30 protein-coding genes and 1 pseudogene are annotated in these 23,579 nt (G+C 61.2%); 14 read left to right on the top strand and 17 right to left on the bottom strand.

What is annotated here, in order from left to right; translation table 11 throughout:
* Nucleotides 1-120: 120 nt before the first annotated feature.
* The 3 genes from AOA60_RS26860 to AOA60_RS26850 all read right to left on the bottom strand — a co-directional run bounded on the left by AOA60_RS26860 (nt 121) and on the right by AOA60_RS26850 (nt 2,300).
* Nucleotides 121-1,074, bottom strand: a complete 954-nt coding sequence (locus AOA60_RS26860) for a FecR family protein (RefSeq protein WP_256592891.1) — start codon at nt 1,072-1,074, stop codon at nt 121-123.
* Between the two features lie 109 nt (nt 1,075-1,183).
* A complete protein-coding gene (locus AOA60_RS26855; RefSeq protein ID WP_099586913.1) occupies nt 1,184-1,687 on the bottom strand; it encodes a sigma-70 family RNA polymerase sigma factor in 504 nt (167 codons plus the stop codon).
* Nucleotides 1,688-1,808: 121 nt separating this feature from the next.
* Entirely contained in the window at nt 1,809-2,300 is a 492-nt protein-coding gene (locus AOA60_RS26850) for an AAA family ATPase (protein ID WP_099586912.1), read from the bottom strand.
* 79 nt (nt 2,301-2,379) lie between these two features.
* Between AOA60_RS26850 and dapF the strand changes: the two genes are divergently transcribed.
* Nucleotides 2,380-3,183, top strand: coding sequence for a diaminopimelate epimerase (gene dapF / locus AOA60_RS26845; RefSeq protein ID WP_099586911.1), 804 nt, complete (start codon nt 2,380-2,382; stop codon nt 3,181-3,183).
* Between the two features lie 4 nt (nt 3,184-3,187).
* Here the strand turns inward: dapF and AOA60_RS26840 are convergent, their stop codons facing one another.
* Together AOA60_RS26840 and AOA60_RS26835 are read right to left on the bottom strand one after the other, a co-directional pair.
* Nucleotides 3,188-4,330, bottom strand: coding sequence for a PAS domain-containing sensor histidine kinase (locus AOA60_RS26840; RefSeq protein WP_099586910.1), 1,143 nt, complete (start codon nt 4,328-4,330; stop codon nt 3,188-3,190).
* Nucleotides 4,320-5,135 (bottom strand): alpha/beta fold hydrolase, encoded by an 816-nt coding sequence (locus AOA60_RS26835; protein WP_099586909.1) that lies wholly within the window; start codon nt 5,133-5,135, stop codon nt 4,320-4,322. Before AOA60_RS26835 ends, AOA60_RS26840 begins: the two co-directional genes overlap by 11 nt.
* Nucleotides 5,136-5,263: 128 nt before the next feature.
* Between AOA60_RS26835 and AOA60_RS26830 the strand changes: the two genes are divergently transcribed.
* Nucleotides 5,264-6,463, top strand: coding sequence for a YgcG family protein (locus tag AOA60_RS26830; protein WP_099586908.1), 1,200 nt, complete (start codon nt 5,264-5,266; stop codon nt 6,461-6,463).
* Nucleotides 6,464-6,509: 46 nt separating this feature from the next.
* On the opposite strand, the gene AOA60_RS26825 is transcribed toward AOA60_RS26830, so the two are convergent.
* From AOA60_RS26825 to AOA60_RS26815, 3 genes are all read right to left on the bottom strand, one after another.
* Nucleotides 6,510-6,935, bottom strand: coding sequence for an N-acetyltransferase (locus tag AOA60_RS26825; RefSeq protein WP_099587034.1), 426 nt, complete (start codon nt 6,933-6,935; stop codon nt 6,510-6,512).
* Nucleotides 6,936-6,953: 18 nt separating this feature from the next.
* Nucleotides 6,954-7,367: a hypothetical protein gene (locus AOA60_RS26820; protein ID WP_099586907.1), complete on the bottom strand. Its 414-nt coding sequence runs from the start codon at nt 7,365-7,367 to the stop codon at nt 6,954-6,956.
* A gap of 303 nt (nt 7,368-7,670) precedes the next feature.
* Nucleotides 7,671-8,162: a GNAT family N-acetyltransferase gene (locus AOA60_RS26815; protein ID WP_099586906.1), complete on the bottom strand. Its 492-nt coding sequence runs from the start codon at nt 8,160-8,162 to the stop codon at nt 7,671-7,673.
* Between the two features lie 188 nt (nt 8,163-8,350).
* Here AOA60_RS26815 and AOA60_RS26810 point away from each other — a divergent pair, with 188 nt between their 5' ends.
* Entirely contained in the window at nt 8,351-8,851 is a 501-nt protein-coding gene (locus AOA60_RS26810; RefSeq protein ID WP_099586905.1) for a GNAT family N-acetyltransferase, read from the top strand.
* 68 nt (nt 8,852-8,919) lie between these two features.
* Nucleotides 8,920-9,396 carry a DUF488 family protein gene (locus AOA60_RS26805; RefSeq protein WP_099586904.1) on the top strand — a complete coding sequence of 159 codons (477 nt, stop codon included), beginning with the start codon at nt 8,920-8,922 and terminating at the stop codon, nt 9,394-9,396.
* Here AOA60_RS26805 and AOA60_RS26800 read toward each other — a convergent pair.
* Both AOA60_RS26800 and AOA60_RS26795 read right to left on the bottom strand, forming a co-directional pair.
* Nucleotides 9,353-10,174, bottom strand: a complete 822-nt coding sequence (locus tag AOA60_RS26800; RefSeq protein WP_099586903.1) for a hypothetical protein — start codon at nt 10,172-10,174, stop codon at nt 9,353-9,355. The two genes, AOA60_RS26805 and AOA60_RS26800, sit on opposite strands and share 44 nt — an antisense overlap.
* Before the next feature lie 99 nt (nt 10,175-10,273).
* The gene (locus AOA60_RS26795) at nt 10,274-10,762 is read right to left on the bottom strand and encodes an HIT family protein (protein WP_099586902.1); all 489 of its coding nucleotides are present in this window, start codon (nt 10,760-10,762) and stop codon (nt 10,274-10,276) included.
* A gap of 140 nt (nt 10,763-10,902) precedes the next feature.
* On the opposite strand from AOA60_RS26795, the gene AOA60_RS26790 reads away from it, so the two are divergent.
* Nucleotides 10,903-11,232, top strand: coding sequence for a DHCW motif cupin fold protein (locus tag AOA60_RS26790; RefSeq protein ID WP_099586901.1), 330 nt, complete (start codon nt 10,903-10,905; stop codon nt 11,230-11,232).
* Nucleotides 11,233-11,297: 65 nt separating this feature from the next.
* On the opposite strand, the gene AOA60_RS26785 is transcribed toward AOA60_RS26790, so the two are convergent.
* Together AOA60_RS26785 and AOA60_RS26780 are read right to left on the bottom strand one after the other, a co-directional pair.
* Nucleotides 11,298-11,765 (bottom strand): copper chaperone PCu(A)C, encoded by a 468-nt coding sequence (locus AOA60_RS26785; protein ID WP_099586900.1) that lies wholly within the window; start codon nt 11,763-11,765, stop codon nt 11,298-11,300.
* Complete coding sequence (locus AOA60_RS26780) at nt 11,765-12,370, bottom strand: SCO family protein (RefSeq protein WP_032889449.1); 606 nt, start codon at nt 12,368-12,370, stop codon at nt 11,765-11,767. Before AOA60_RS26780 ends, AOA60_RS26785 begins: the two co-directional genes overlap by 1 nt.
* Before the next feature lie 180 nt (nt 12,371-12,550).
* Here AOA60_RS26780 and AOA60_RS26775 point away from each other — a divergent pair, with 180 nt between their 5' ends.
* The 3 genes from AOA60_RS26775 to AOA60_RS26765 all read left to right on the top strand — a co-directional run bounded on the left by AOA60_RS26775 (nt 12,551) and on the right by AOA60_RS26765 (nt 15,325).
* The gene (locus tag AOA60_RS26775) at nt 12,551-12,934 is read left to right on the top strand and encodes a DUF2946 domain-containing protein (RefSeq protein ID WP_099586899.1); all 384 of its coding nucleotides are present in this window, start codon (nt 12,551-12,553) and stop codon (nt 12,932-12,934) included.
* Between the two features lie 62 nt (nt 12,935-12,996).
* Nucleotides 12,997-13,542: a putative natural product biosynthesis protein gene (locus tag AOA60_RS26770; RefSeq protein WP_099586898.1), complete on the top strand. Its 546-nt coding sequence runs from the start codon at nt 12,997-12,999 to the stop codon at nt 13,540-13,542.
* Between the two features lie 163 nt (nt 13,543-13,705).
* A complete protein-coding gene (locus tag AOA60_RS26765; RefSeq protein ID WP_099586897.1) occupies nt 13,706-15,325 on the top strand; it encodes a methyl-accepting chemotaxis protein in 1,620 nt (539 codons plus the stop codon).
* 128 nt (nt 15,326-15,453) lie between these two features.
* On the opposite strand, the gene AOA60_RS26760 is transcribed toward AOA60_RS26765, so the two are convergent.
* Together AOA60_RS26760 and AOA60_RS26755 are read right to left on the bottom strand one after the other, a co-directional pair.
* A complete protein-coding gene (locus AOA60_RS26760; protein WP_099586896.1) occupies nt 15,454-15,720 on the bottom strand; it encodes a hypothetical protein in 267 nt (88 codons plus the stop codon).
* 61 nt (nt 15,721-15,781) lie between these two features.
* Entirely contained in the window at nt 15,782-16,258 is a 477-nt protein-coding gene (locus AOA60_RS26755; RefSeq protein WP_099586895.1) for a hemerythrin domain-containing protein, read from the bottom strand.
* A 325-nt stretch (nt 16,259-16,583) separates the two neighbouring features.
* Between AOA60_RS26755 and AOA60_RS26750 the strand changes: the two genes are divergently transcribed.
* Nucleotides 16,584-16,790: a PLD nuclease N-terminal domain-containing protein gene (locus tag AOA60_RS26750; protein WP_099586894.1), complete on the top strand. Its 207-nt coding sequence runs from the start codon at nt 16,584-16,586 to the stop codon at nt 16,788-16,790.
* A gap of 63 nt (nt 16,791-16,853) precedes the next feature.
* On the opposite strand, the gene AOA60_RS26745 is transcribed toward AOA60_RS26750, so the two are convergent.
* Nucleotides 16,854-17,414, bottom strand: a complete 561-nt coding sequence (locus AOA60_RS26745) for a type 1 glutamine amidotransferase domain-containing protein (RefSeq protein WP_099586893.1) — start codon at nt 17,412-17,414, stop codon at nt 16,854-16,856.
* Between the two features lie 316 nt (nt 17,415-17,730).
* Here AOA60_RS26745 and AOA60_RS26740 point away from each other — a divergent pair, with 316 nt between their 5' ends.
* A complete protein-coding gene (locus AOA60_RS26740) occupies nt 17,731-18,162 on the top strand; it encodes a DNA methylase (protein WP_099586892.1) in 432 nt (143 codons plus the stop codon).
* 67 nt (nt 18,163-18,229) lie between these two features.
* On the opposite strand, the gene AOA60_RS26735 is transcribed toward AOA60_RS26740, so the two are convergent.
* Nucleotides 18,230-19,015, bottom strand: a complete 786-nt coding sequence (locus AOA60_RS26735) for a DeoR/GlpR family DNA-binding transcription regulator (RefSeq protein WP_099586891.1) — start codon at nt 19,013-19,015, stop codon at nt 18,230-18,232.
* Nucleotides 19,016-19,074: 59 nt separating this feature from the next.
* On the opposite strand from AOA60_RS26735, the pseudogene AOA60_RS34185 reads away from it, so the two are divergent.
* Nucleotides 19,075-19,199 (top strand): annotated as a pseudogene (locus AOA60_RS34185) (L-lactate dehydrogenase); the annotation flags it as partial.
* Nucleotides 19,200-19,391: 192 nt separating this feature from the next.
* Here AOA60_RS34185 and AOA60_RS26725 read toward each other — a convergent pair.
* On the bottom strand, nt 19,392-20,318 hold the full coding sequence (locus AOA60_RS26725; RefSeq protein WP_099586890.1) for an alpha/beta hydrolase: 927 nt from the start codon (nt 20,316-20,318) through the stop codon (nt 19,392-19,394).
* A gap of 143 nt (nt 20,319-20,461) precedes the next feature.
* Between AOA60_RS26725 and AOA60_RS26720 the strand changes: the two genes are divergently transcribed.
* From AOA60_RS26720 to AOA60_RS26710, 3 genes are all read left to right on the top strand, one after another.
* The gene (locus tag AOA60_RS26720) at nt 20,462-21,049 is read left to right on the top strand and encodes an NUDIX domain-containing protein (protein ID WP_099586889.1); all 588 of its coding nucleotides are present in this window, start codon (nt 20,462-20,464) and stop codon (nt 21,047-21,049) included.
* An 87-nt stretch (nt 21,050-21,136) separates the two neighbouring features.
* On the top strand, nt 21,137-21,727 hold the full coding sequence (locus AOA60_RS26715; protein WP_099586888.1) for an antibiotic biosynthesis monooxygenase: 591 nt from the start codon (nt 21,137-21,139) through the stop codon (nt 21,725-21,727).
* The gene (locus AOA60_RS26710) at nt 21,724-23,562 is read left to right on the top strand and encodes an amidohydrolase (protein WP_099586887.1); all 1,839 of its coding nucleotides are present in this window, start codon (nt 21,724-21,726) and stop codon (nt 23,560-23,562) included. The genes AOA60_RS26715 and AOA60_RS26710 overlap by 4 nt, the downstream gene beginning before the upstream one ends.
* The last annotated feature ends 17 nt before the right edge of the window (nt 23,563-23,579 follow it).

Genomic DNA, 23,579 nt, shown 5'->3' with positions numbered 1-23,579 from the left:
GCATAAAAACCGGCCAGTCAATGAATACGAATAAATCTCAATTGCTGCGCGCGGGACAGAAGACGGGACAGCGCGGGGGATTTTCAGAAAAAAACTGAAATATTTTTAAAACACGGGAAATTACTTGCTCAACACCAGCAGCCACGGGCTGTAGGCGCTGACTTTTGCGCCGTAGGGTTGCAGCACGGCCTGAAGCGCCGCTTGGGGTTTGCGCAGGTCGTAGACGCCAGTGACCCGCTGCGCACCCAGTTGCTTATCGCGCAGCACAATGATGGCCGGGGTGTAGCGGCGCAGTTGCTCCAGCACCTCGCTGATCGGCAGGTCATCGGCAATCAAGTGGCCCTGACGCCAGGACGCGACCTGACTGGGGGCAAAACTGCCGAGTTCGGCACGCCCGGCGCGCAAGGTGAAGCGCTGCCCCGGCACCAGGCTGGCGAGCGGGCGACGGGCTTGTGCATCGTCGACATTGACCGAGCCTTGTTGCACGGCGACGCTCGGCTTATCCGGCGAGGCATCGACGTTGAACGCGGTGCCGGTCACGGTCACGCGCAGTGTCTTGGTCAATACATGAAAGGGTTTGCCCTTGTCCGGCATCACCTTGAAAAACGCCTGGCCGGTCAGCAGTCGCACATCGCGGTGATTGCCGGCGATATCCACCACAATCGCCGTTTGGCTGTCGAGTTGCACCACGCTGCCGTCACTGAGGGTGATGTCGCGGGTTTCACCGGCGCCGGTACGGTAATCGGCTTGCCAGCGCAGCAGCAGGTTTGGCGCCAGCGCGACTACCAGACAGGCTGCGATGGCGGCGGCGACCCAGCGTCGAACCCGGCGCGGGCGGGCGGCGGGGCGCGGCATAGGCGCTGCGGGTTGTGGAATGGGTTCAACGGGCGCTACTTGCCCCGTCAACTGCCACACACGTTCAGCCTGGCGATAGGCCTTGGCATTGGCCTCGCTGGCGGCGCACCAATCGGCCACTTGCCCACGCAGGTCCGCGTCCAGCGGTGCCTGTTGCACGCGCATCAGCCAGTCCAGGGCCTGGTCGCGGCGGGGGTTGGCGCTATCCTCAGTGGGCATGAATGGAGCATCTCCGCAGGCAAAAAACGGCGGGCAGGATCCCATGGATTCACCCTTCACCGCAAAAGACGCATCAGCCGCGGTTTTTTTCAGAAACGTCTCGGTGCGATCAGTCATCGTCCGTCCCCAGGCAGTCCATGCAATGACGCAGCGCGTCGTGAACCAACTGATGCACCAGCGCCGTCGACACCCCAAGCTCTGCCGCGACCTGCTGCAAGGTCAAGCCACCCAGGCGATGCATTTCAAAGGCGCGGCGGGTGCGTTGCGGCAATTGGGCCAGGGCGCGGGAGACGGCTTGCAGTTCGTTCTGGCTGCTCACTTCACGTTCGGGGGAGGCGCTGCTGGAGGGCAACTCGTTGAGCAGTTCGTCGCCACCGGGCTGCACCCGTTCGGTGGCGGTGCGGCGCGTCAGGTCCAGGGCGAGGTTGCGCACGATGCGGTACAGGTAGCTGGCCGGGTGGCGAATATCGGTGTGTTCATCCTGGCCGCTGAAACGCAACCAGGCTTCCTGCACCACGTCCTCGGCGCGGGCGCGGCAGCCCACGATGGGCGCGGCATAGTCCAGCAGCGCGGCCCGGTGGGTCAGGTAAAGCTGGAGTTTTTCATCCGCCAAGAGAGTCAGCTGCCTGCGCGCGACCGTGCCGCGTGGCACAGACTGGGAAGTGAGAGGGCGCGGAGTTTAGCTGTGGTTGATAATGGTTATCAACAACTGGATGGTTTTTGTGGCGCAGTGATCAATGGCGCAGGTGGGTGAGGAGCGCTTCAACCGCCTGCGTCGCACTGATCCGGGCGGTGTCGAGCGTCAAGGGCACTTCATCCCAAGGCTCGTATTCGTGAGTCGATACCGATTGCCAGCTCGGTGGAATCAGCCCTGGAATATCGCTCTCACGGCTGTCGACGCGGCGTTGGTGTTCACGCGTATCCGAGCAGACAAGCTGGATATCGACCAACGCCACACCCGCTGTTGCGGCGGTGACTCGCCACGCTGCGCGGCTTTCCTGCACCGGGTTCACGCAGTCGGCGACCACCGTGCGCCCCAATTGCAGGTTGCTCAGCGCCAGGGCATTCGCCACGCCGTAGCCGCTGGCGCCCGGCGCCACGCCCGCATCGCGAAGGGTTTGCTCGATCACATCGATGCGCAGGTAAACCGCAGCGATCCGGCCTGCCAGTTCACGGGCAATCGTGGTTTTGCCGGTGCCGGGCAAGCCGCTGAAGACGATAAGCATGGTTCGGTCCTTCGATAGGTCAGTGGGGCGGGTTCAGGGTATCCTCCAGCTCCCCCACAGGTCGACCCCAGGACACTCCATGCCCTTGCAGTTCGTAAAAATGCACGCCCATGGCGACGACTTCATCATCGTCGACCGCCGTGGCCTGGATGACCCGATCACCGCGCAGGTCGCCCGGCGCCTGGGCAATCGCCACACCGGCATTGGCTTCAATCAACTGGCCGTGGTGCTGGATTGCGAAGACGCCGTGGCGCGTATCAAGTTCTGGAACCCCAACGGCACGCCGCTGCAAACCTGCGGCAGCGCCACCCGCGGCGTGGCCGACCGTTTGATGCATGAAACCGGCAGCGATTCGGTGGTGCTGCGCACGGACCGTGGGCTGCTGACCTGCGTGCGCGAGGCGGGGCGACGGGTGTCGGTGAACATGGGCGAGCCGTCGCTGGACTGGGCCTCTGTACCGCTGGCCGAGGACATGGACACCTGCACCTTGCCGATCGAGGGGAGCCCGGCGGCGTGCAGCATGGGCAATCCCCATTGCACGTTTTTTGTCGACGACATCAACGCCGTTGAGGTGGCCGCAGTGGGCCCTGCGCTGGAAATTCATCCGCTGTTCCCGGCCGGGACCAATGTGCATTTTGTGCAGGTGCTCGACCGTGGGCATATCCGCCTGCGCATCTGGGAGCGTGGCGGTGGCGTGCCGCTGGGGTCTGGTTCGTGCTGTTGCGGGGCGGTGGTCAATGGCATCCGGCGTGGCTTGCTGGATGCCACAGTGCAGGTGCAGTGCGATGGCGGCACGGTCACCGTGCACTGGACGGGCGAGGGCGGCGTGGTGTTGACCGGCAGCGTGGAGCCGGTGATGCAGGGCAGTGTCTATCTGTCTTGAAGGGCTACCTGTTCTGAAACTTCACCGTAAACGTGGTACCGCCCGTGGCGCAGGAACTCACCGCCACATCGCCGCCATGTACCTTGGCCAACTCGCGCACGATATACAGGCCCAGGCCCACGCTGCGCACTTCGCTGCCCTGGTCGGTGCCACGGGTCATAGGCTCGAACAACACCGCCAGCAAGGCCTCGGGAATGACCGCGCCGTGGTTATGCACGGCCACTTCGCATGCGCCGTTATCCAATTGCGAGGTGATGGTGATCGGTCGTTGCAGGTCGCCATAGGCCACGCTGTTGGCCACCAGGTTGCCGATGATCTGCTGCACGCGGTCGGCGTCCAGGCAGGCGTCGCCAGTGCCTTTGGCGGTATGTTCCAACGTCGCCTTGGGGAACGCCACACGCAGCTCGTCCACCGTGCGATGAATCACCTCATGCAGGTCCAGTGGCGCCGCCTTGATGGTGATGCCTTGGCCGACCCGGGCCTGGGTGAAGTCCAACAGGTCGGCGATCATGCGCTGGGCACGTTCGGATGATTGGCCGATATGCCCGAGCAGCTGGCGTTCCTTGGCGGTGCGCTCGCCACGGCGGAGAAAGTCCGACGCCATGCGGATCGCCGTGAGCGGGTTTTTCAGGTCATGGCTGACAATCGCGACCATCTGCTCGGCAAACAGCGCACGGCGCTGGGCAATCGCGTAGGCCTCGCTCAATTCAGCCTGGGCCCGTTGCAGCGCCAGTTCGGTGGCGCTCTTTTCCTGCAACAGCGCTTCGGCCAGGTTGCGTGCGTTGAGCAGCTCGCGTTCGTACTTGTCACGGTCGGTGGTGCCGAACAGCGCCAGGTCGTGCACTACCGCGCCGGCCTGTTCGCGTTTGTTGGCGTTGAGCAGCACGGTCACCTTGTGGCCGTCGTGGTGCAGCATGTCCAGCTTCACTTCGGTGACACTGCCGTGCATGCGCAGCATTGGCGCCAGATGAGTCTGGTGGAAGATCCGCCCGCCGATGGTCAGCAGGTCCTGGAAGCGGTGGCCGCACAGCTCGGCGTTGCTGAACCCCAGCCAGTCACTGAAGCGCGCGTTGGCCTGCAGGATCGTGCCGTCTTGCGTGGTGACGGCCAGGGCGCAGGCGGCGCTGTCGAACAGCTCAGTGGGCACGGGCCACCGCCCACGGCGTGAGGAACGTGTCCATGGCCGCGGCGCAGGCTTGCGGCGCGCTCATGTGCGGGCAGTGGCCGACGTTGTCCACCAGGCAATAGGTGCTGTTGGGCAACACGCTGTGCAGGTATTCGCCCACGGCCACCGGGGCGATCAGGTCGTCGCTCGATTGCAGGATCAACACCGGGGTGGTCAGGCCAGTCACGTCCTGGCGGTTGTCGGACGTGAAAGTCACCCGCGCAAATTGCTTGGCGATGTCCGGCTCGGTGCGGCAGAAACTCTCGGCCAGCTCCTCACTCAGCGCAGGTTGCTCTGGCGCTCCCATGATCACCGGGGCCATGGCGCTGGACCAGCCGAGGTAGTTGCTGTCGAGGGTATCGAGCAGGTCGTCGATATCACTGCGCTTGAAACCGCCGACGTAGCCATCGGTATCGATATAGCGCGGTGAGGGGCCGATCATCACATGGGCGGCGATCCGTCCCGGCACCAGGCGATCGGCGAGGGTGCCGATCATGGCGCTGACCGAATGCCCCACCAGAATCACCGGCCCTTCGGCGTAGGCGTCGATGATTTCATTGAGATCGTGGGCGTAGCCTTCCAGCGTGTTGTATTTGGTCTTGTCGAAGGCGTCCAGGTCGGAGAGCCCGGCGCCTACCAAGTCATACATCACCACACGAAAGCGCTCTTTGAATTGCGGCGCGAGGTAGTTCCACATGGCCTGGTTGCAGCCGAAACCATGGGAAAACACCAGGGTCGAAGTCCCGCAGCCCATCACAGTGACGTTGTTGCGGTGGCGTAGGTCCATGAGGGTCTCAAAGTTATGGCGTATTGCTATGTGTGCGGCAGTTTAAATAGTCACCGCTGTGAGGTCACGTGTTATAGCGCTGATAAGGTAAAGTCGGCGCCTTCAGGAAGAAACTTCAGGTAACAAACATGATGCGGTGGTTGCGGCACTCTCTCTCGGTTCTGCTGGTACTGGTGCTCGCCAGCCTGTCAATCATCGCCCAGGCTGACACTTCGCCGATTGGCGTCGCCCTTGACCAGCGGGTCATCGACCTCACCAATACCCTCGACGCCAGCACCACCACTCGTCTGAAAGAGCAGCTTGCCGCCCTCGAACAGCGCAAGGGCGCCCAGGTGGCCGTGTTGCTGGTGCCCTCCATTGGCGCGGCAAGCATCGAGGATTACGCCAACCAACTGTTCCGCGCCTGGAAACTGGGGCGCAAGGACGTCGACGACGGCATCCTGTTGCTGGTGGCCAAGGATGATCGCAAGGTGCGCATCGAAGTGGGCTATGGCCTGGAAGGCACCGTCACCGACCTGTTGGCCCACCGCATCATCGAGGAGCACATCACGCCTGCGTTTCGTCAGGGCGATTACACGGCGGGTATCAGCCAGGGGGTGAATGATCTGGTCGTGCTGGTGGACGGCGGCGAGCTGCCCGCCGTGGCAGGGCCTGGCGTCAACCCCCAGGCGATGGCGGTGCTGCTCGCGTTTATCTTCGGTGCGATTGGCGGTGTGCTGGTCGCCTCCCGCCAACTGGGTTGGCGCCGAGCATTGATCGCTGCGCTGGCGGTCACCGTACTGCTGACGACTTTCAGCGGTGGCCGCGAATGGCCGATGTTCCTGTTCGTATTGCCGCTGACGATATTGATCGGCGGCGCCACCTTCGGTGCGTTGTGGCTGGCGCGCACGGCGTTCTACTGCGTGATGGCCGTGCTGGTCTATGTGATCGGGGTCGTGGTGGCGGACCGGTTTGTAGCGGTCAGCTTTGTCCACTGGCTGCTGTGGCCGTTCGGCGGGGCGTTGATCCTCGGGCTCTACGTGGGGTTGTTTTTTGTCATCAGGGAATCGTGGAAAACCCGTCCGCGTTTCTTCTTCGTGCGGGCGCTGGCGGCGGCGGCGATCTACGTGGCGGCGGGCGTGCTGCTGGGGCACGGTTATCAGGGCTGGATCATCGCGATCCCGGTGGCTTCTTTCGCAGCGTTTCTGCTGTTTGTGCAGAGTGTCTCGGGGGGCGGTTCGGGTGGTGATTCAGGTTCAAGCTCCAGCAGCTCCAGCTCCAGTTCCAGCAGCAGTTCGTCGGGCGGCGGTGGGTCCAGTGGCGGCGGCGGGGCGTCGGGGAGCTGGTAAGGGCGAATGTTCTTGCCACTGGCGGGGGGCTTTCTGTTCGTGAAAGTTACAGCTGCTTGGTCAGAAATATGCGGCTGCTGCCTTCCGGCGCGCAGGGTATTTCCCCAAACCGCACCCACCCATTTTTCTCGTAAAAGCCTGGCGCCTGAAAGCTGATGGTGTACAGCACGGCATTCAGGCAACCCCGGCGCCGGGCTTCGTCTTCGAAGGCTCGCAGTAGCTGGCTGCCCAGGCCTGTGCTGCGTAGCGCGTCGGGTAAGTGGAACAGGTCGAGGAAGGCCATGCCAAAGGACGTTCTGCCGGTAATGCCTCCCAGAATTTCCTCGGTGTGTGGGTCTCTGACGAGTGCCGTCAGAGGCCGCCGGTCGTTGAAGCCCGTGATGTCCTTGTTGAATGCAGCAAGGCCGGCGCCGAGCAGGCGTTCGACATCGGGCTGGGGTAGATCGCTGATTTCAATGAGGGGGGTAGTCATCATGGCTTCTCGCGGTTTTTAGGCTCGCACCCATCCGCCCATGTTATCGGACTTGATCTCGAAATCTATTGCCTCGCGATAAGGATCGCCGAGAGGGGCGTATTGGCCATTCCCGGCTGCCTGGGTGGGCTGCCAGCTTTGGGTAGCGGGATCGAACATCTCTGCGTCATCCCCGGCCGTTTTATCCAGCGAGTTGTGCATGGGCTTATCGTTGTCGATTCTGCTCGCCATATTGCCTAGCAGTATTTGCGAGAGCGAGTAGAAACGCGAAGTGTCGAGTGGCTTGCCTTGCGGTCGCGGAGTGAAGTGTTCAACGTCATTTTTGTCCGGTTTGTCCAGCGGGTTGGGCCGAGGCGTGTCGTTATCGATCCTGCCCGTACCCGCTGCCTGGAACATCGAAGAGAATGTACTGAAACCATTGATTGAAGACATGACTGAACCTCTCTGACGGTAAAAAAAAGGGCCCTTCGGACTCAGGTCTGACGGGTCGTTCCAGAGACTATCGAGCCCTGCCAGGCCGTTCAAGAGAGCTTATTTTCAGGTGTGTAACCGGTTAAAACCGCTTTGGACGCCGTTCGAAAAATAAGCGCTGTGGCTGTAGGTTCCGTCCTGGCGTTGGTGCGCAATCTCGGTTTTTCTTTAAATAGCGACGGTGCGAATAAAGATTCTGTCTGTGGCCGTGCCTTTTGCGCGGGTGCAAATTTTTATCGGTATATATCTCGATATAGTTGTGTCTTAGAGCGCCATCACCATTTCATGCCACGCCATCCCGCCATGATCCGAGGGCGAAGGTCGAACGTAGGTGTAGCCCATGCGCTCGTACAACGCTACATGCTGCTCCTTGCACATCAGGTGAATCGTCTGCTTGCCCAGCGCCTTCATGCGCCGCACAAACTCGTTCATCAATACCGTGGAATAGCCGTTGCCTTGATGCGCCGGATCGACCACGACGGACATGATCACCACATTCGGCGCCTCGGGCGCATGCCCCACCAACTCCTTGAATGCCTCGTCCGACATCACCACGTCATGGGCGCAGCCACAGTTGATAAACCCCACCACGTGGTCATCGGCTTCAAGGATCAAAAAGCCTTGCGGGTACTGTGCAATGCGGGTGGCGATCTTCGCCAGGGTCGCGGCTTCGTCGCCTTCGTAGGCAGTGATTTCGATTTCATAGCAACGTGCGGCGTCGGCGGGCAGGGCGTTGCGGAAGGCGTGGGCGGGCATGCGGGTTCCTGGGTATTGGGTGAAGGGCCACATGATAGATACAAACTCCCCGAGTGACACGGGCTCTTGTGGCGAGTGGGCGTGCCCCAGCATCCAGCCTCCGGATCGCGTTAATATAAACTCCCACGCGCTGCCCCAAGGCACCGACCAGGCCGCGAGGTAACCCGCCCGCATAAAGGAAGGACCCAATGCTGGAAATAAAACGCGCCACCCGCGAAGACGCCAACGCCGCTTTTGACATCCGCCGCGAAGCCATCCGCAGCCAATGCATTGGCGCCTACACCGCAGAACAAATGGCACTCTGGACCCGCGGCAGTGCCGACGATGGTTACAACAGGTTAATGGACAAACCGTTTTACCTTGGCTGGGTAAACGATAAACCGGTCGCCACCGGCATGCTCGACCTCGACAACAATGAAGTGGGCGCACTGTTTGTACTGCCCCAGTTCACTGGGCGCGGGTACGGCAAGGCACTGCTGGATCATCTTGAGGCGCTGGCGCGGGAACTGGCGTTAGGCGAAGTAGTGCTGGATGCCACGTTGAATGCAGCGAGTTTCTATCGGGCGTGCGGGTATGTGGGCGAGCAGCAGGCAATCTACCATTCGCCGTCGGGGCTGGAGTTGGCGTGTATCCCGATGAAGAAGCGGATCTGCCCGCTCCGCCCGTCACCCTCGGGGCCTGAGCAATAGTTGCCGATGGTATAGTCCCGGCGCTTTTTTACGTTTTGATCGCGCCGGGAGGCTCCAGGAGAATTCGCATGAACCTCTATACCGCAGGCTATGAGGGCCTCACCATTGATGCGTTTATCGCCCGCCTGAAGCAGGCCGGTATCGACAAGGTACTCGATGTGCGTGAGTATCCACTCTCGCGTAAAAAGGGCTTCTCCAAAAAAGCCTTTGCCCAGTGCCTCGCTGCTGAAGGCATCGCCTATGAACACAGTCGGCCTTTGGGCTGCCCGAAACCCATACGCAAGCAGTACAAGGAAGACGGAGATTGGGTTGCGTACGCTCGCGGCTTCCGAGCTTACATCCGCACACAGGACAACGTGCTGAACGAGCTGGTGTCCAGCGCGGTTGAACAGCGCATCTGCATGGTCTGTTATGAAGCAGACGCCAATTTTTGCCATCGCAGCCTGATCGCGGAATCGGCCCAAGCGCTGCACAGCTCGCTGCAAACCCAGCATTTGCCGATCAAAACAGAGCGATTTGTTGACCGTCTTCTTTCTGTCGCTTAGGCGGATAAATCAGGCTGACAATCAGCCATTGCCCTGGGAATCGGTGGAGGGTTCCCATCAAGAGCATCAAATCCTTCGTGGGTAGTTCGGTCTCCAATTTGTGCCTGAACGGGTATTCCCATCCGAGCGCGCCGTGCTTGCGGCGTACATTTCGATAGAGCTGGCTGGCCTCCCAGTCCACGATTTTATGGGTGTAGGACTTAACTTCGCCGTCCACCAGGCATTCGTAGATGTAATGAAAGTCAAAAGGCACCTTTTCCAGCCGCTTGATGCTGGCGCGCTCTTGGTCTTCAAACAGGCTGGGTTGGCGCTGCATGGCTTCCAGTTTTTCGATTTCTTCAGGCGTCCATGTTTCCGATGCTGACTTTTGAATGCGTAATGTGCGGATGCGTAGGGGCTTGATCAGACCAAGCGTCACGTTGCTATCAATTCTGGCTCTTTCCAGTGCTTCAAAGCTTTCATAGACCGGCAATTTATCCAGCCATACGCGCCGTTCGAGCCAGTCACCAGAGGGCAATATGTTTCCCGCGCAGATGCTGTCTACCGCAATTTTGTGGCTTTCTGGCCTGTGATCGCCTGGGTTTTTCTCAATCAGGGCATCAATCCATTGCCACTTTGCGAATTGCTGGTCCCCGTTGACCAAACGGAACGGGACCGGGTAAAGCCGTATCAGATTGCCCGCCTCGTCAATACCGGCAACACAGGAAGTCTCGGCGTATTTGGCACTGGGAGAAGGGTAGGTCTTACACAGAATCAGGATTCGAACCTTGCGTTTCATACGGGCCACATCCAAAGGTCTTTTCTGAACTGTATGCAGACATCGGAGAGTTGCCAGAAAGACTTGTAACCACGCATTGATGCATCAAGCCAAGTGTCGTTATCGAGCGGCGAACTTAGTGCGCAACAGCTTGATAACCTGTTCGACCGAATCCCCCTGAACCGCCGGAGGCCTCTGGCTCTCTCCAAATTCGCGCCACACAAACAGCGTCAGCTCGGCGCCGTCAGTCGGCGCCTGCGCAATGCCTGGCGCGGCGAAGTCTTGCAGCATGCGGTACCGCTCGTCCCGCCAGAACGCCTCTTCCACCCAGTCATACACTGGGATGAAATGAAAGTGCAGCGGGAACCCTGGCATATGCCCATAACGGCTGATGTACAGCCACTTGGGTTTGAGCTGCGCTTCCATGACTCGCTGGGTCATGGCGAGCAGCCCGCCGAGTTCGGCCAGTGCGGCTTGCGACATGTCCGCCAGGGAATGGATAGGCGCTTTGGCGCCCAGCATCAGGTACCCCGGCAGTTTGGAAGCCAGGTGATGGTTGAGCCGCCAGTGCTCGGTTTCAAGCAGGAGGTAAGCAGGGTCGATCTGCATCAGCGCGCATCCATGAAGACAAGGCTGGCAGGATAACAAGCGCCGTCAGCTGTATCTCACAAAACCATGGGATCTGTGTCTATCGCCCACCTCTGTTGGCCGATAGCCTCGCACCACGACCACTCACGAACGGGCTTCCCATGGACCTTACTGCTGTCCCCTTTGGCACCACCGACTGGGCCACGCTCGAACCCGTCGTCTACCCCGGCGTTACCGGCAATGCGCTGTGGCGCACCTGCCATTTCGGCACGACCCGCGTGCGCATGGTGCAATACACCCCCGGCTACCTCGCCGATCACTGGTGCAAGCGCGGGCACGTGCTGTTGTGCCTGGAAGGCGAGTTGCATACGGAGTTGGAAGACGGCCGTCAGTTCACGCTGACGGCCGGGATGAGTTACCAGGTGGGCAATGACATGGAAGCGCATCGCTCATCGACGAGCGTCGGGGCGAAGCTGTTTATTGTGGATTGAACGGGTGACCTTTGTGGCAAGCTCCCTCGCCACAGGCACAGGAACAATCGCACAAATTCAGTGCATCAATGCATCTTGCTATGGTCCATGCCATCCAGCCCACGGGCCTTGGCCTCGACCTCAACGGTGCGCTTCTCGCCCTTGGCGTCCTGCACCGTCAGGGCCAGCGGCACCTGGTCGCCTTCCTTGATCTGCCCGGTCAGGCCCATCAGCATCACGTGGTAACCGTTCGGATCGAGCTTGACGGCCACGCCTGCGGGCAAGGCTACGGCGTCCACCGGGCCCATGCGCATGACGTCGTCTTTCATGCTCATTTCATGGATCTGTACGTCCTTGGCCACCGGCGATGCGACGCGCAGCAACTTGCTGTCGGTGTCGGCGGTGATGGTCATGAACGCGCCGCTGGACGGCTGGCCCGGCACCGAGGCGCGCACCCAGGCGTCGGTTACTTGCACCTGGGCGCTGGCGTGGGCGGCGAAACCCAGCAGGGCGAGGCCGAAGGTGAAGCGCTTGAGGTGTTGAACGGCAGTCATTAGCAGACCTCCATGACGGTGAGCAGGTCTTCTGCGCACTCTTTTGCGGTAAGGGATGCCTGCAGGCCCAGGCGCAGGTTGCCGCGCGTGTCGAAGACAAAACTGGTGGCCGTGTGGGACAGGGTGTAGGTGTCGCCGGCGGGGATCTTTTCATAAAAGATCCCGAATTCCTTGGCGGCCACGGCGATTTCTTCCGGGGTGCCGTACAGCGCTTCGAAACTCGGGTCGAAGGCCTTGACGTACTTGTCGAGAATCTCTGGCGTGTCGCGTTCCGGGTCGAGGGTGATAAAGATCACCTGCATGATCTCGCCGTCGCGGCCCATCAGCTTCTTGGCCTGGGCGGCACGGGCGAGGGTGGTCGGGCACACGGCCGGGCATTGGGTAAAGCCAAAGAACACCACTGGCATCAGGCCACGGTAGGAACTGAGGGTGACAGTGTCGCCCTCGGTGTTCTTGAGCTTGAAGGTGCGGCCCATGATCTTGTCGCTCAAGTCCTTGCCGTACTTGAAGTTCAACCTGGGGCTGTTGTCACAACCGGTCAGCAGGCCCAGACCCAACAGGCCCATGCCGGTCAGGACCTTGCGGCGGGTGAATAACGTACTCATCAACTGTGCATCCTGTGAAACGCCTGCATTGCTCTGGATCTACACATCAGGCTTTGAAAAGGAGTAAACGAGGAGGGCGCCAAGTCTACCAACCCTGGCGATGGCACGTAATCTGCGACGTTCTGCCACAGGGGCCGCGGTATTTCATCCCTTTGCGCCTTCGGTGTTAGAGTCGCCGCCATGAAATCGAGCCACTCCGACCGTTCGCTGATCGTCTGGACCCTGTACTTCTGCGTGCTGATGAACCTGTTCGCGTGCGGTTTGGGCCATGGCCAGATGATGGGCCAACAGCTCAACGGGATCGGCGGCGCGTTCTGTTCGTTGGACGGCAAGCAGGCGCCACTTTCCGACAAAGGGTTGGACAGCCCCGCTTCCAGCAACATCTCGAACTACTTTGCCTGCCCAGTGTGCGCCGCGTTGACCGTCGCCCTGGTGTTCCTGATCGGTCTGGCCTGGCTGCTGGGGCTCGGGCAACCGCCGCGCCCGGCCCACGAACGGCGCAACAAGGCGCCGCCGCGCCATGCCTGGCCCTCGGCCAACCCCCGCGCTTCCCCCGCATTCTGACGTGTGCCTTGGGCTTCCTGTGACCAGGAGGCGTTCGATCGTCACGACTGTGAGTGCGTTTCATGAACCATCAATTGCCTGCAGGCGCCAGTCGCCTGGTCAGCAAGGCGTCCCGTCGCCTGCGCGCGGAACCGGCGCGGGCTGAATACCCGAGCAACTCCCGCTGTTTCGTGCACCTGGATGCACGCCTTTTGCCCTACTGGCACACCCTGTTTGATATCTGCCCGGCGCTGCTCAAACTCGACCCGCCCGAGGGCCTGAACCTGTTCCGCAGCTTCATGACCTGGGCCTATCGCAACCAACCTGCGCAGGATTGGACCTACCACCTGAATGTGTGTCGCTGGTTGCTCGGCTCGCCGTATCGCACGCAAATCGACGATGAACCCATCGAAGCGTTCATGGCAGCGGCCGCAGCGTGTTGGGTCAACACTGACATCAGCCAGGCCCAGGGCGTGGTCCTGGCCTGGCAAGCCATGACGGTGTTCGATTGCAAGCGCGCGGTGCGCTTCGAAGCCGAGCAGCCAGCCTTGCCACCCGCGCCATGGGATTTCGCCTGGTGCCCTATGACCGCCCAAGGAGGCTTCAGCGCCTGGTTGCCCGTGCCTTGATCGGCATCAAGGCGCGGTCTCATCGCGCCGGCATCTAATCCGTCGCTGGCCCAGCGTTTGCAAGCCAGCGCAGTGAGACGCTGCGCCGTGGGTGGCCAGCGTCCGCCACAGGATTTTTCAGATGCTGCCCATGGTGGGCAGGTGTTCATCAGGGACTCTCAGAATGAAGCAATTAACCACGGCACAACGCATTGTCATCGGGTTCGCGATTGCGCCGCTGGCCCTCGTCGGCTTGGTGTTTTACGCCCTGCATGATCTGGCAACGCTCAAGCAGCAATCCGAACAGATCGTGCAGGAGGATTGGCCGAAAATCGCGCCGATCATGGTGATCGCCACCGGCGTGCGGGATAACGGACGCAACACCCGCGACCTGCTGATCGACCAGGATAATCAGCAGGCCCAGGACGCCATTGGCAGCACCCGGCAACGCATCACCGAGGCGTTCGCCACGCTTGAACCGCTGCTCGATACGTCTGAAGGCAGAGCGGCATATGCCGCGTTGAAAACCCATCGAGAAGCCTATGTGGCCGCCTTTACCCAGGTGCAGGCGCTGATCAGGCAAGGCGCCCGCGACGAGGGCCTGGCGCAGCTCAAGCAACAGGTCATGCCGGCTGAACTTAACGTGTACAAGAGCCTGGACGCCTTGATGGCCATGCAGGGCCGTGTATTTGCCGACCGCCAGCACGCGGCGCAAACCCTGTACGACGACGCCCGACGCACGATGATCGGGCTGTTCCTGCTGTGCCTGGCGTTGGTGGTGGCCGCCGCAGTGATGGTGACCCGCAGCGTGATCCGCCCCCTGGGGGGCGAACCGGATGAGGCCGCACGAGTCCTGAGTCATATCGCCCAAGGCGACCTGACCATCGTGGTGCCCGTTGGCAACAGCGCTGAAGGCAGCGTGATGCGCAACCTGCACCAGGTGCAGCAAAACCTGAACCAGATGGTGCGGCACATCGCAGCGTCGGTGGACGGGGTGGCCAGCTCTTCGGAAGAGTTGAGCGCGGTCAGCAGCCAGACCAGCAGCAGCCTGCAACTGCAAGGCCAGGAGATTGAGCAGGCGGCAACCGCCGTGAATCAAATGACCGCTGCCGTGGACGAAGTGGCGCGCAATGCGGTGAGTACCAGCGAGGCCTCGCGCCTGTCGGAACAGACCGCTCAGCGCGGCCAGGTCCAGGTGCAGGAAACCGTGGCGTCGATCAACACCCTGGCCACGGGCGTGGTCGAAACCTCGGAGCGTATTCAGCAACTGGCCGGGCGTGTGCAGGACATCAGCAGTGTGCTGGAGGTGATCCGCAGCATCGCCGACCAGACCAACTTGCTGGCGTTGAACGCGGCAATCGAAGCGGCCCGGGCCGGTGATGCCGGACGCGGGTTTGCCGTGGTCGCCGATGAGGTGCGCGCGCTGGCCCATCGTACGCAGGTCTCGACCCAAGAGATCGAGCAGATGATCGGCAACATTCGCCAGGACACCGAGCACGCCGTCGCGGCCATGCACAACAGTAGCGAGCGGGTCCAGGCAACCTTGGGCGTGGCGCAGCGCTCGGGGCAGGCGCTGGAAGAAATCACGCGGTCTATCTCGCAGATCAATGAACGCAACATGATGATCGCCAGTGCCACCGAAGAACAGGCATTGGTCGCGCGTGAGGTGGATCGCAATCTGGTGGGGATTCGCACCTTGTCTCAGCAGGTGTTGCAGGGCGCGTTGCATACCGAGACGGCGGGTCACGATCTTGCGGGGATGGCGGGGGCGTTGCACCAGACAGTCGCACGCTTCAAGGTCTAGAGGCTGAGGGCCAGGGTGCCGGCCCTGCCTGAAATCCAGGCAGAAGCCGCACCATCCAGGGGCGTCATCGTGACGGGCGCGGGCTGGAACAGCGCACGCTCGCCGTGCTGCCGATTACTGATGAGCTATCAACTGCCGGTACGTGGTTTTTCCTGGCGACCTTTGTCTTTATCTTCCTCATCAGGCTTGGGGGTCTTGTCCGGTTGCTTGACGGCTTTGCCACTGTCGGCCGGGCTGCTCGGGTAAGTGCCGGGCGGCAGTGCAGAGCCTGCAGCGCCGTCGTCTGCAACAGCCGCGGCGGCCGGTGTCGGGTTGTCGCCGAATGCGGCCGTTACGGGCTGGCCTGACAGGGCTGCCAGGCAGAGTGCAAGCACGATCCCTTGTCTATTCGTCATGATTCAATCCTCTTGATTCATCGAACACAGCCGTGGACGTGTCCACGGGCCGACCGAGGCATTACGCAGCCATTGGCTTGGCTGCCGTCGCCTTCTTGTGCGCGGCCTTCATGGCTTGCATTTGTGCACCCAGTTCTTCCAGAAGGGCCTTGCCCAGCAGTTTTTTCGCCTGAGGAAACATCTCGGTTTCCTCTTCTTCGATGTGATGTTCCAGCAGTTCCTTGACCACCTTCACCCGACCGGAAAACTCGGTGGTGGACGGCTCCGTCTGCTTCAAGTCAGGCAGCACCAGGGAGTCGACGGTGCGATGCTCTTCCTTGGCTTCGTGGTACATGATGTCCTGCTCCTTGCCGCCGGCTTTACGGAAGGCCGGGTACAGAATCTCTTCCTCAAGCCGGGTGTGCAGGCTGATTTCCATTTCGAGTTTAGCCAACAGCTCGGTACGTTTTTTAACCCCGCGCTCGGTGGACTCACTCAGTTGGGTCAACAGCGCTTTGACACGTTCATGGTCGGCTTTAAGCAGGTCGATGGCATTCATGATGAAACCTCACAGACAGGGTTCGGGCGCGTCGAAGTGCGCGCTTCGTCTGGTAGGAAATTGCATAACTCAGACCATCCTCGACGATAGGTCAAAAGTCATTTGAATCAACAGGTTGAGATCGACTTTGAAAAGCCTCTGTCGTGCAGCTTGCATGGTCGGCCGCTAACCGGATTGCATTAAACCCGCCTCCATCGCGCGCGACGGGCAGATGCTGGCGACTCGGCATGTGCCGCAATCATTGGGCGAGAGCGCACTGGCGTAATTCCGATGGAACCCTTGGCGCGAATGCTTGACCTAACCCATAGACCTCAGGAGGTGAATCATGGAAATGCATTATGTCTGGATCGGTTTGGCGGTGATTCTGCTGCTCTTGGAACTGTGGGCGATCAATGTCGTATTACGCAGCACCAGTGGCTGGGAGACCAAGGGGTTGTGGCTGGTCATTCTGATCTTTGTGCCGTTGTTGGGCCTGATTGCGTGGGCGATGTTCGGACCCAAGCGCGAGATGCCGGAACACCGCAAGAGCTGATGCTTTGAGCGATCAGCAAACAGGCGCCCCGCGGGGCGCCTGTTTACGTTCAGACGGCGATTATCAGCCGGCCAGCGCCGTGGCAATTGCTTCATTGAACGCCGGCAGATCGTCCGGGGTCCGGGAGGTGATCAAGGTCCAGCCATTGGCGTTGCATTGCTTGACCTCGGCGTCGACCCAACCGGCGGCGCCGGCGTTTTCCAGGTCGATGCGTACGCTTTTATAGGAGGTCAGGGTCTTGCCTTTGATCACGCCCGCGTCGATCAGCGTCCAGGGCCCGTGACAGATGGCCGCTATGGTCTTGCCGGCGTCGGCGAAACTCTTGATCAAGCGCAGCGCCGCTGCGTCCTGGCGCAGGGTGTCGGCGTTGACGGTGCCGCCAGGGATCACCAGCGCATCAAAATCACTGCTCTGGACATCCGACAGTTGCACGTCGGATTCCACGGTCCTGTCCTTTTCGGTATCGCCGACAAACGTCTGGGTGGTGCCACCTTTGCTGGATGCATGGGTCACCGTCGCGCCAAAACCGCGCAGCGCATCCAGCGGCTTGAGCAACTCGTCGCGCTCGATGCCGGTGTTGGAGGTGATGATGAGGATTTTCTTGCCGTTGAGTTGCGCGCTCATGGTCGATTGTCTCCTGGGTAGAAGGGTTGTGGCCGGTGGATTCCTGGCCCTTTCAACGTTGCAGATACCTGACTGTTGAGGGCGCGCCTGGGCGAAAGGTTTAAATTTTTTTGCGTCGATTTCTGCGCGGCAATTTCCTTGAACTATCAAAACACCCAGGGCTCTGCTTCACAAAGGAGGCGACTTTTCGTACTCCCACCATTGCCTGGAGAGATACCGTGGCCGCTCGTAAAACTCTCGACCGTCTCAGTTCGCAAGATGTCCGCACATGCGCAGACCCAGCCGTCAAGGCTGAGCGCAAACCGGGTCAATAATCATGGCGCGCGCCATTACCGCCTCTGAATTGGGGATCGAACTCAAGCCTGACGACGACAGCGGCTTGTTCAAGTGGTTTATCGCCAGCTTCCTGATGGGCAAGCGCATCCAGGCACCCATCGCGGCACAGGCCTACAGGGAGATTGTGGAAGAGCAGGGGCGCGACACCGCGCGCAAGTTGCAGCACTGTACGTCGCGGGAGCTGGTGGCAATGCTGGGGCGTGCCCATTACGTTCGCTACGACGAATCCACTGCGCAGCGCCTGCTGGACCTCAGCGCGAAACTGAACGCCGAGTATGCCGGCAAGATCACCCACATCCGCCGCGCCAGCGCCGACCGTCAGGCGTTTGAAAAACGCTTGGCCGAGTTCGATGGCGTAGGCCCCAAGACTATCGAGATTTTCATGCGCGACGCGGCGGCGGTGCTGTTTTGACGGCATCGTTGTACCTCGGTTGTGCCGGTTGGAGCTTGCCGCGCGAGCACTGGCCGGCGCCCTGTACCTACTCGACCTCAACCCGCAACACCTCCAGCCCTAACTGCTCATACGCCTCCATATTTGGCACGTGCCATTCGGTAATCAACGTGTGAATCCGACTGCAGGGCGCCACTACGAACGGCTCCACCGCACCGAGTTTGTCCGCCATGGTCACGGCGACAACCTGGGAAGCGCTGTCGAGCAAGGCTTGCTTGACCACCACTTCATCAAAATGCACCGAACTGATGCCCACCTGTGGATGCAACGCGCATACGCCGGTGAACAACAGGTCGGCCTTGATGCTCTGGATCAGACGCACGGCCTCGTGCCCACCGGTGGACAGCGTGGCCGGGTTGAGTTGACCGCCGGCCAGAATCACTTTTACATGGGGATGATCGGCCAAGGCGATGGCGATCATGGGCGACGCCGTGACCACCGTCAGGTGGATCGCCCGCGGCAATGACTGGGCGATCTGTAGCGTGGTCGAGCCGGAGTCGAACAGCACAATCTGGCCGTCTTCCACTCGGCCAGCCGCCCATTGCGCGAGTTGGCGCTTGGCATCATTGGTCTCGCCGACCCGCGTGAAAAAATCTTTGCCTGTGTCTTTGGGCCGGGGCAGGGCGCCGCCGTGCACGCGCTGCAGCAGGCCGGCGGCGGCCAGTTCGCCGAGGTCGCGGCGGATGGTGTCCTGGGACACGGCAAAGTGCTCCACCAGTTCCGAGGCGGTGACTTTGCCGTCACGTTCCAGCAGCAACAGGATTTTCTGCTTGCGCAGGGAAGGCAAGTCGATGGGGTGATGGGCGTCGTGCATGTTTGTGCGCTTTTCTGCGGGTTTTTGCGAGATTAATCGCCCGCCCCTATAAACGCAATACCAAGGCACTTGACTCATTGCCCGTGAATTGGACGTGTCGATGGCGCTGTGTGGCTATAACGATATACGCGATGTGAACCGTGGGATTTTGCTGCCGGGGACCTTTCCAGAACTCATTGCCTGAGCAAATAAATCGTAAAAATACGAAAAGAGTTGTCCACGAAAACCGTGGGTATCTCTGTGGATAACTTTGCAAGACCCCAGCGGGTATGGCGATTTGGCCCACGGTCAATATTTGATCAACTTTCAGCGAGGCCCAGTATGGGCAGGGTTGGCGCTTGACAGCCAAGCGCCAACCCAGTGCCGAAAAGCGCTTTTATGAGTCGCCGTCGCGCCCTGTGGAGTGCGTGACAACCTGGGGCGGCATCCTGGCCTGCATCAGGTTGTCGAGTGCCTGGCGATAACTGCGACCGGCCAGGCTCATGCTGTTGTTATGGCTGGCGCCCGGCACCAACAACAGCCGCTTGGGCTCCTGGGCGGCTTCAAACAGTTGCTGGCTGAAGCGCGGCGGCACGTAGCGGTCGTCCAGGCCATGCACCACCAGCAATGGCATATGGATGTCGGCGATCTTGTCGATGGAATCAAATTTTTGCGACAGCAACCAGCGCACCGGCAATGACGTGTTTGCCACCGCCGTGGCGACGTCCGCGAGGGAGGTGAAGGTGGACTCGATCACCAGGCCGCGCACCGGCAGCGGCGTTTGCTTGCCCAGCTCGGCGGCCAGGTCGATGGCGACCGCGCCCCCGAGGGAATGCCCGTATATCAGGCGCTTGCTCGGGTCAGGTTGCAGCAGCTGGAAGCGCTCCCAGGCGATGCGCGCGTCTTGGTACACCGTGGTTTCCGACGGCAGCTCGCCGTGGCTTTGGCCAAAGCCGCGATAGTCGATGGCCAGCACTGAATAACCGAGTGCATGTAATTGCTCGATGCGAAACAACTGCCCGGTGAGGTTCCAGCGCACGCCGTGCAGGTAGAGGATCGCGGGCGCGTCCTGCTTGTCCGCCGGGTACCACCAGCCATGAATGTTTTGCCCGGACTTGAAGCTGGCGGGCTTGAGTTCGAATTCCTGCACCGCCTTGGGCAAGCCGCTGTACCAACTGGCGGTACCCGGCTCGATGCGAAACACCAGCTCGCGCTCCTTGTGTTGCAGCACGCTGCAGCCCACCGGCAGGCCAATGATCAACAGCGCCATGCACAGCATGGGCAACCAGCGCAGGCTCAGGCGCGACATAAAACGAGAGGGCATGAAGGTTCCAGGGCAAAGGTGAAGCAGCGTTTTTAACAGATGGCCTGCACAAGCAGGCATTAATTCGACGGCCGCGCATAGCGATTGCTTGCAAAGTGTTACAGCGCTGACAATGGCTTCCTTCTTTGAGCCAAGGACCGACCATGGACAACAGCCCCGTGCGCATCACCGCCGAAGAGACTCTCTCGGACAACTGGTACCTGCTGAAAAAATACAGCTTCGACCTGCGCCGCCGCGACGGCAGTTGGCAAGCCCAGACCCGCGAGGTCTACGACCGTGGCAATGGCGCGACCATCCTGCTGTACAACCGCGTGCAACGTAGCGTGTTGCTGATTCGCCAATTCCGCATGCCCACCTTCGTCAATGACTACCACGGTTACCTGATCGAAGCGGCGGCAGGGCTGCTGGACAATGCCAGCCCCGAAGAGCGCATTCGCCTGGAAGCCGAGGAAGAGACCGGCTACCGCGTCGGGCAGGTGGAGAAGGTCTATGCGGCGTTCATGAGCCCTGGCTCGGTCACCGAGCGGATTCATTTTTTCATCGGCGAATACCAGCCAGGAGATCGTGTGAGTGGCGGCGGTGGCCTGGAAGAGGAGGGCGAGGACATCGAGGTGCTGGAACTGGGCTTCGAACGGGCCCTGGCAATGGTGCAGAGCGGCGAGATAGCCGACGGCAAGACCATCATGCTGTTGCAGCACCTGGAGTTGCGCATGTTGAAAGAAGGCTGGTGACCTAAACAGCACGTACATCCAATTTTCCGTCCCCTGTCCCCGGCACACTCCCCTCATCGCTGACATTTCAAGGCAGAGGGGCACACCATGGACCCAGCACCACAGACGGGGCCCGACGAAGTCGTCACCCTGGTCGTCAAACACCTGATCAAGCAAGGCCAGGAAGCCGATTACGAAGCCTGGCTGCGCCGCATCGTGCGCATCGCCGGCGAGCGCCCGGGGCACTTGGGTGTCGACGTGGTACGCAGCAAACAGAACAACCTGGCGCTGTTCACCTGCGTTTTGCGCTACCGCTCCACCGATGACCTGGAAACTTGGCTCGACTCCTCCGAGCGCAAGGCCCTGATCGCCGAAGCCGCGCCGATGCTGGCCGACGGCGACAAGACCGAGATCGGTGCGGTCAACGAATTCTGGTTCGCGCCCCTGGCCGACAGCGCCGCCAAGCCGCCGCGCTGGAAACAGGCAGTGGTCACCCTGTTTGTGATTCTGCCGCTGACCCTGCTGGTACCCATCGTGTGGGGCCCGATCCTGCGCCTGCACCCGTTCCTCTCCAACTATGTGGTCGCCACGTTCCTGGTCACCCTGACCATCGTGCTGCTGGTGGTGTACCTGCTGATGCCGGCGGCCACCCGCCTGTTCGCCCCCTGGCTTGAAGCCTCTGTAAAGGAAACCCTATGAACGCCGATCTGATTCTGTTCAATGGCCAGTTCCACACCGTGGACCGGGAAAACCCACGCGCAACCGCCGTCGCCATCCATCAGGGCCGGTTCGTCGCCGTTGGCACCGACGGTGAAGCCATGGCCCTGCGTGGCAGCGGTACCCAGGTCATCGACCTCAAGGGCCGCACCGTGATTCCCGGCCTTAACGACTCGCACCTGCACCTGATCCGTGGCGGGCTGAACTACAACCTCGAACTGCGCTGGGAAGGCGTGCCGTCGCTGGCCGATGCCCTGCGCATGCTCAAGGACCAGGCCGACCGCACGCCGACGCCGCAATGGGTGCGCGTGGTGGGTGGCTGGAACGAATTCCAGTTCGCCGAAAAACGCATGCCAACCCTGGAAGAGCTCAACCAGGCTGCGCCGGACACCCCGGTGTTTGTACTGCACCTGTACGACCGCGCCTTGCTTAACCGCGCCGCCCTGCGCGTGGCCGGCTACACCAAGGACACGCCGAACCCGCCGGGCGGCGAGATCGTACGCGACAGCCACGGCAACCCCACCGGCATGCTGGTGGCGCGGCCCAACGCGATGATTCTGTATTCGACCCTGGCCAAAGGCCCGAAACTGCCGTTGGAATACCAGGTCAACTCCACGCGCCAGTTCATGCGTGAACTCAATCGCCTCGGTCTCACCAGCGCGATCGACGCTGGCGGTGGCTTCCAGAACTATCCCGATGACTACGCGGTGATCGAGCAACTGGCCAAGGATGAACAGCTGACGGTGCGCATCGCCTACAACCTGTTCACCCAAAAGCCCAAGGAAGAACTCAGCGACTTCAAGCATTGGACCGGCAGCGTCACCCTGCACCAGGGCGACGACTACCTGCGCCACAACGGCGCGGGCGAGATGCTGGTGTTCTCGGCGGCGGATTTCGAAGACTTCCTGGAGCCGCGTCCGGACCTGCCGCTGACCATGGAGCAGGAGCTTGAGCCGGTGGTGCGCCACTTGGTGGAGCAGCGCTGGCCGTTCCGCCTGCATGCCACCTACGACGAGTCCATCTCGCGCATGCTCGACGTGTTCGAAAAGGTCAACCGCGACATCCCATTCAATGGCCTGCCGTGGTTCTTCGACCACGCCGAAACCATCACCCCGAAAAACATCGAGCGTGTGCGCGCCCTGGGCGGCGGCATTGCGATCCAAGACCGCATGGCGTTCCAGGGTGAGTATTTTGTCGAGCGCTACGGCGCCAAGGCCGCCGAAGCCACGCCACCGATCAAGCGCATGCTTGCCGAAGGCGTGCCGGTAGGCGCGGGCACTGACGCCACGCGGGTGTCCAGCTATAACCCGTGGACTTCGCTGTACTGGATGGTCAGCGGCCGCACCGTCGGTGGTCTGGAGCTGCACGCCGAAGGCCTGCCGCGTCTCACTGCCCTGGAACTGTTCACCCACGGCAGCGCCTGGTTCTCGTCCGAGCAGGGCAAGAAAGGCCAGATCAAGGTCGGCCAATTGGCGGACGTCGCCGCGCTGTCGGCGGATTTTTTCAGTGTCGATGAAGAAGCCATCAAGTGGATCGAGTCGGTGCTCACCGTAGTCGGCGGCAAGGTGGTGTACGGCGCCGGCGACTTCGAAGATTTCGCCCCGCCGCGTGTGCCGGTGCTGCCGGACTGGTCGCCGGTGGTCAAGGTGCCGGGTCACTGGCGTCCGACTTCACCGCTCCAGGCCCAGGTTCACCAATGCAGCGGCCCTTGCGGCGTGCATTCCCACAGCCATGAAAAAGCCCGTCTTTCCAGTGTGCCGGTCAGCGACTTCCAGGGTTTCTGGGGTGCGTTTGGCTGCTCGTGTTTTGCCTTTTAAAACCCCCGAAGGAGTTA

The sequence above is a fragment of the Pseudomonas sp. 2822-17 genome, from assembly GCF_002742485.1.
GTDB lineage: Bacteria > Pseudomonadota > Gammaproteobacteria > Pseudomonadales > Pseudomonadaceae > Aquipseudomonas > Aquipseudomonas cyclaminis.
This window is presented reverse-complemented; position numbering and strand designations above follow the sequence as displayed.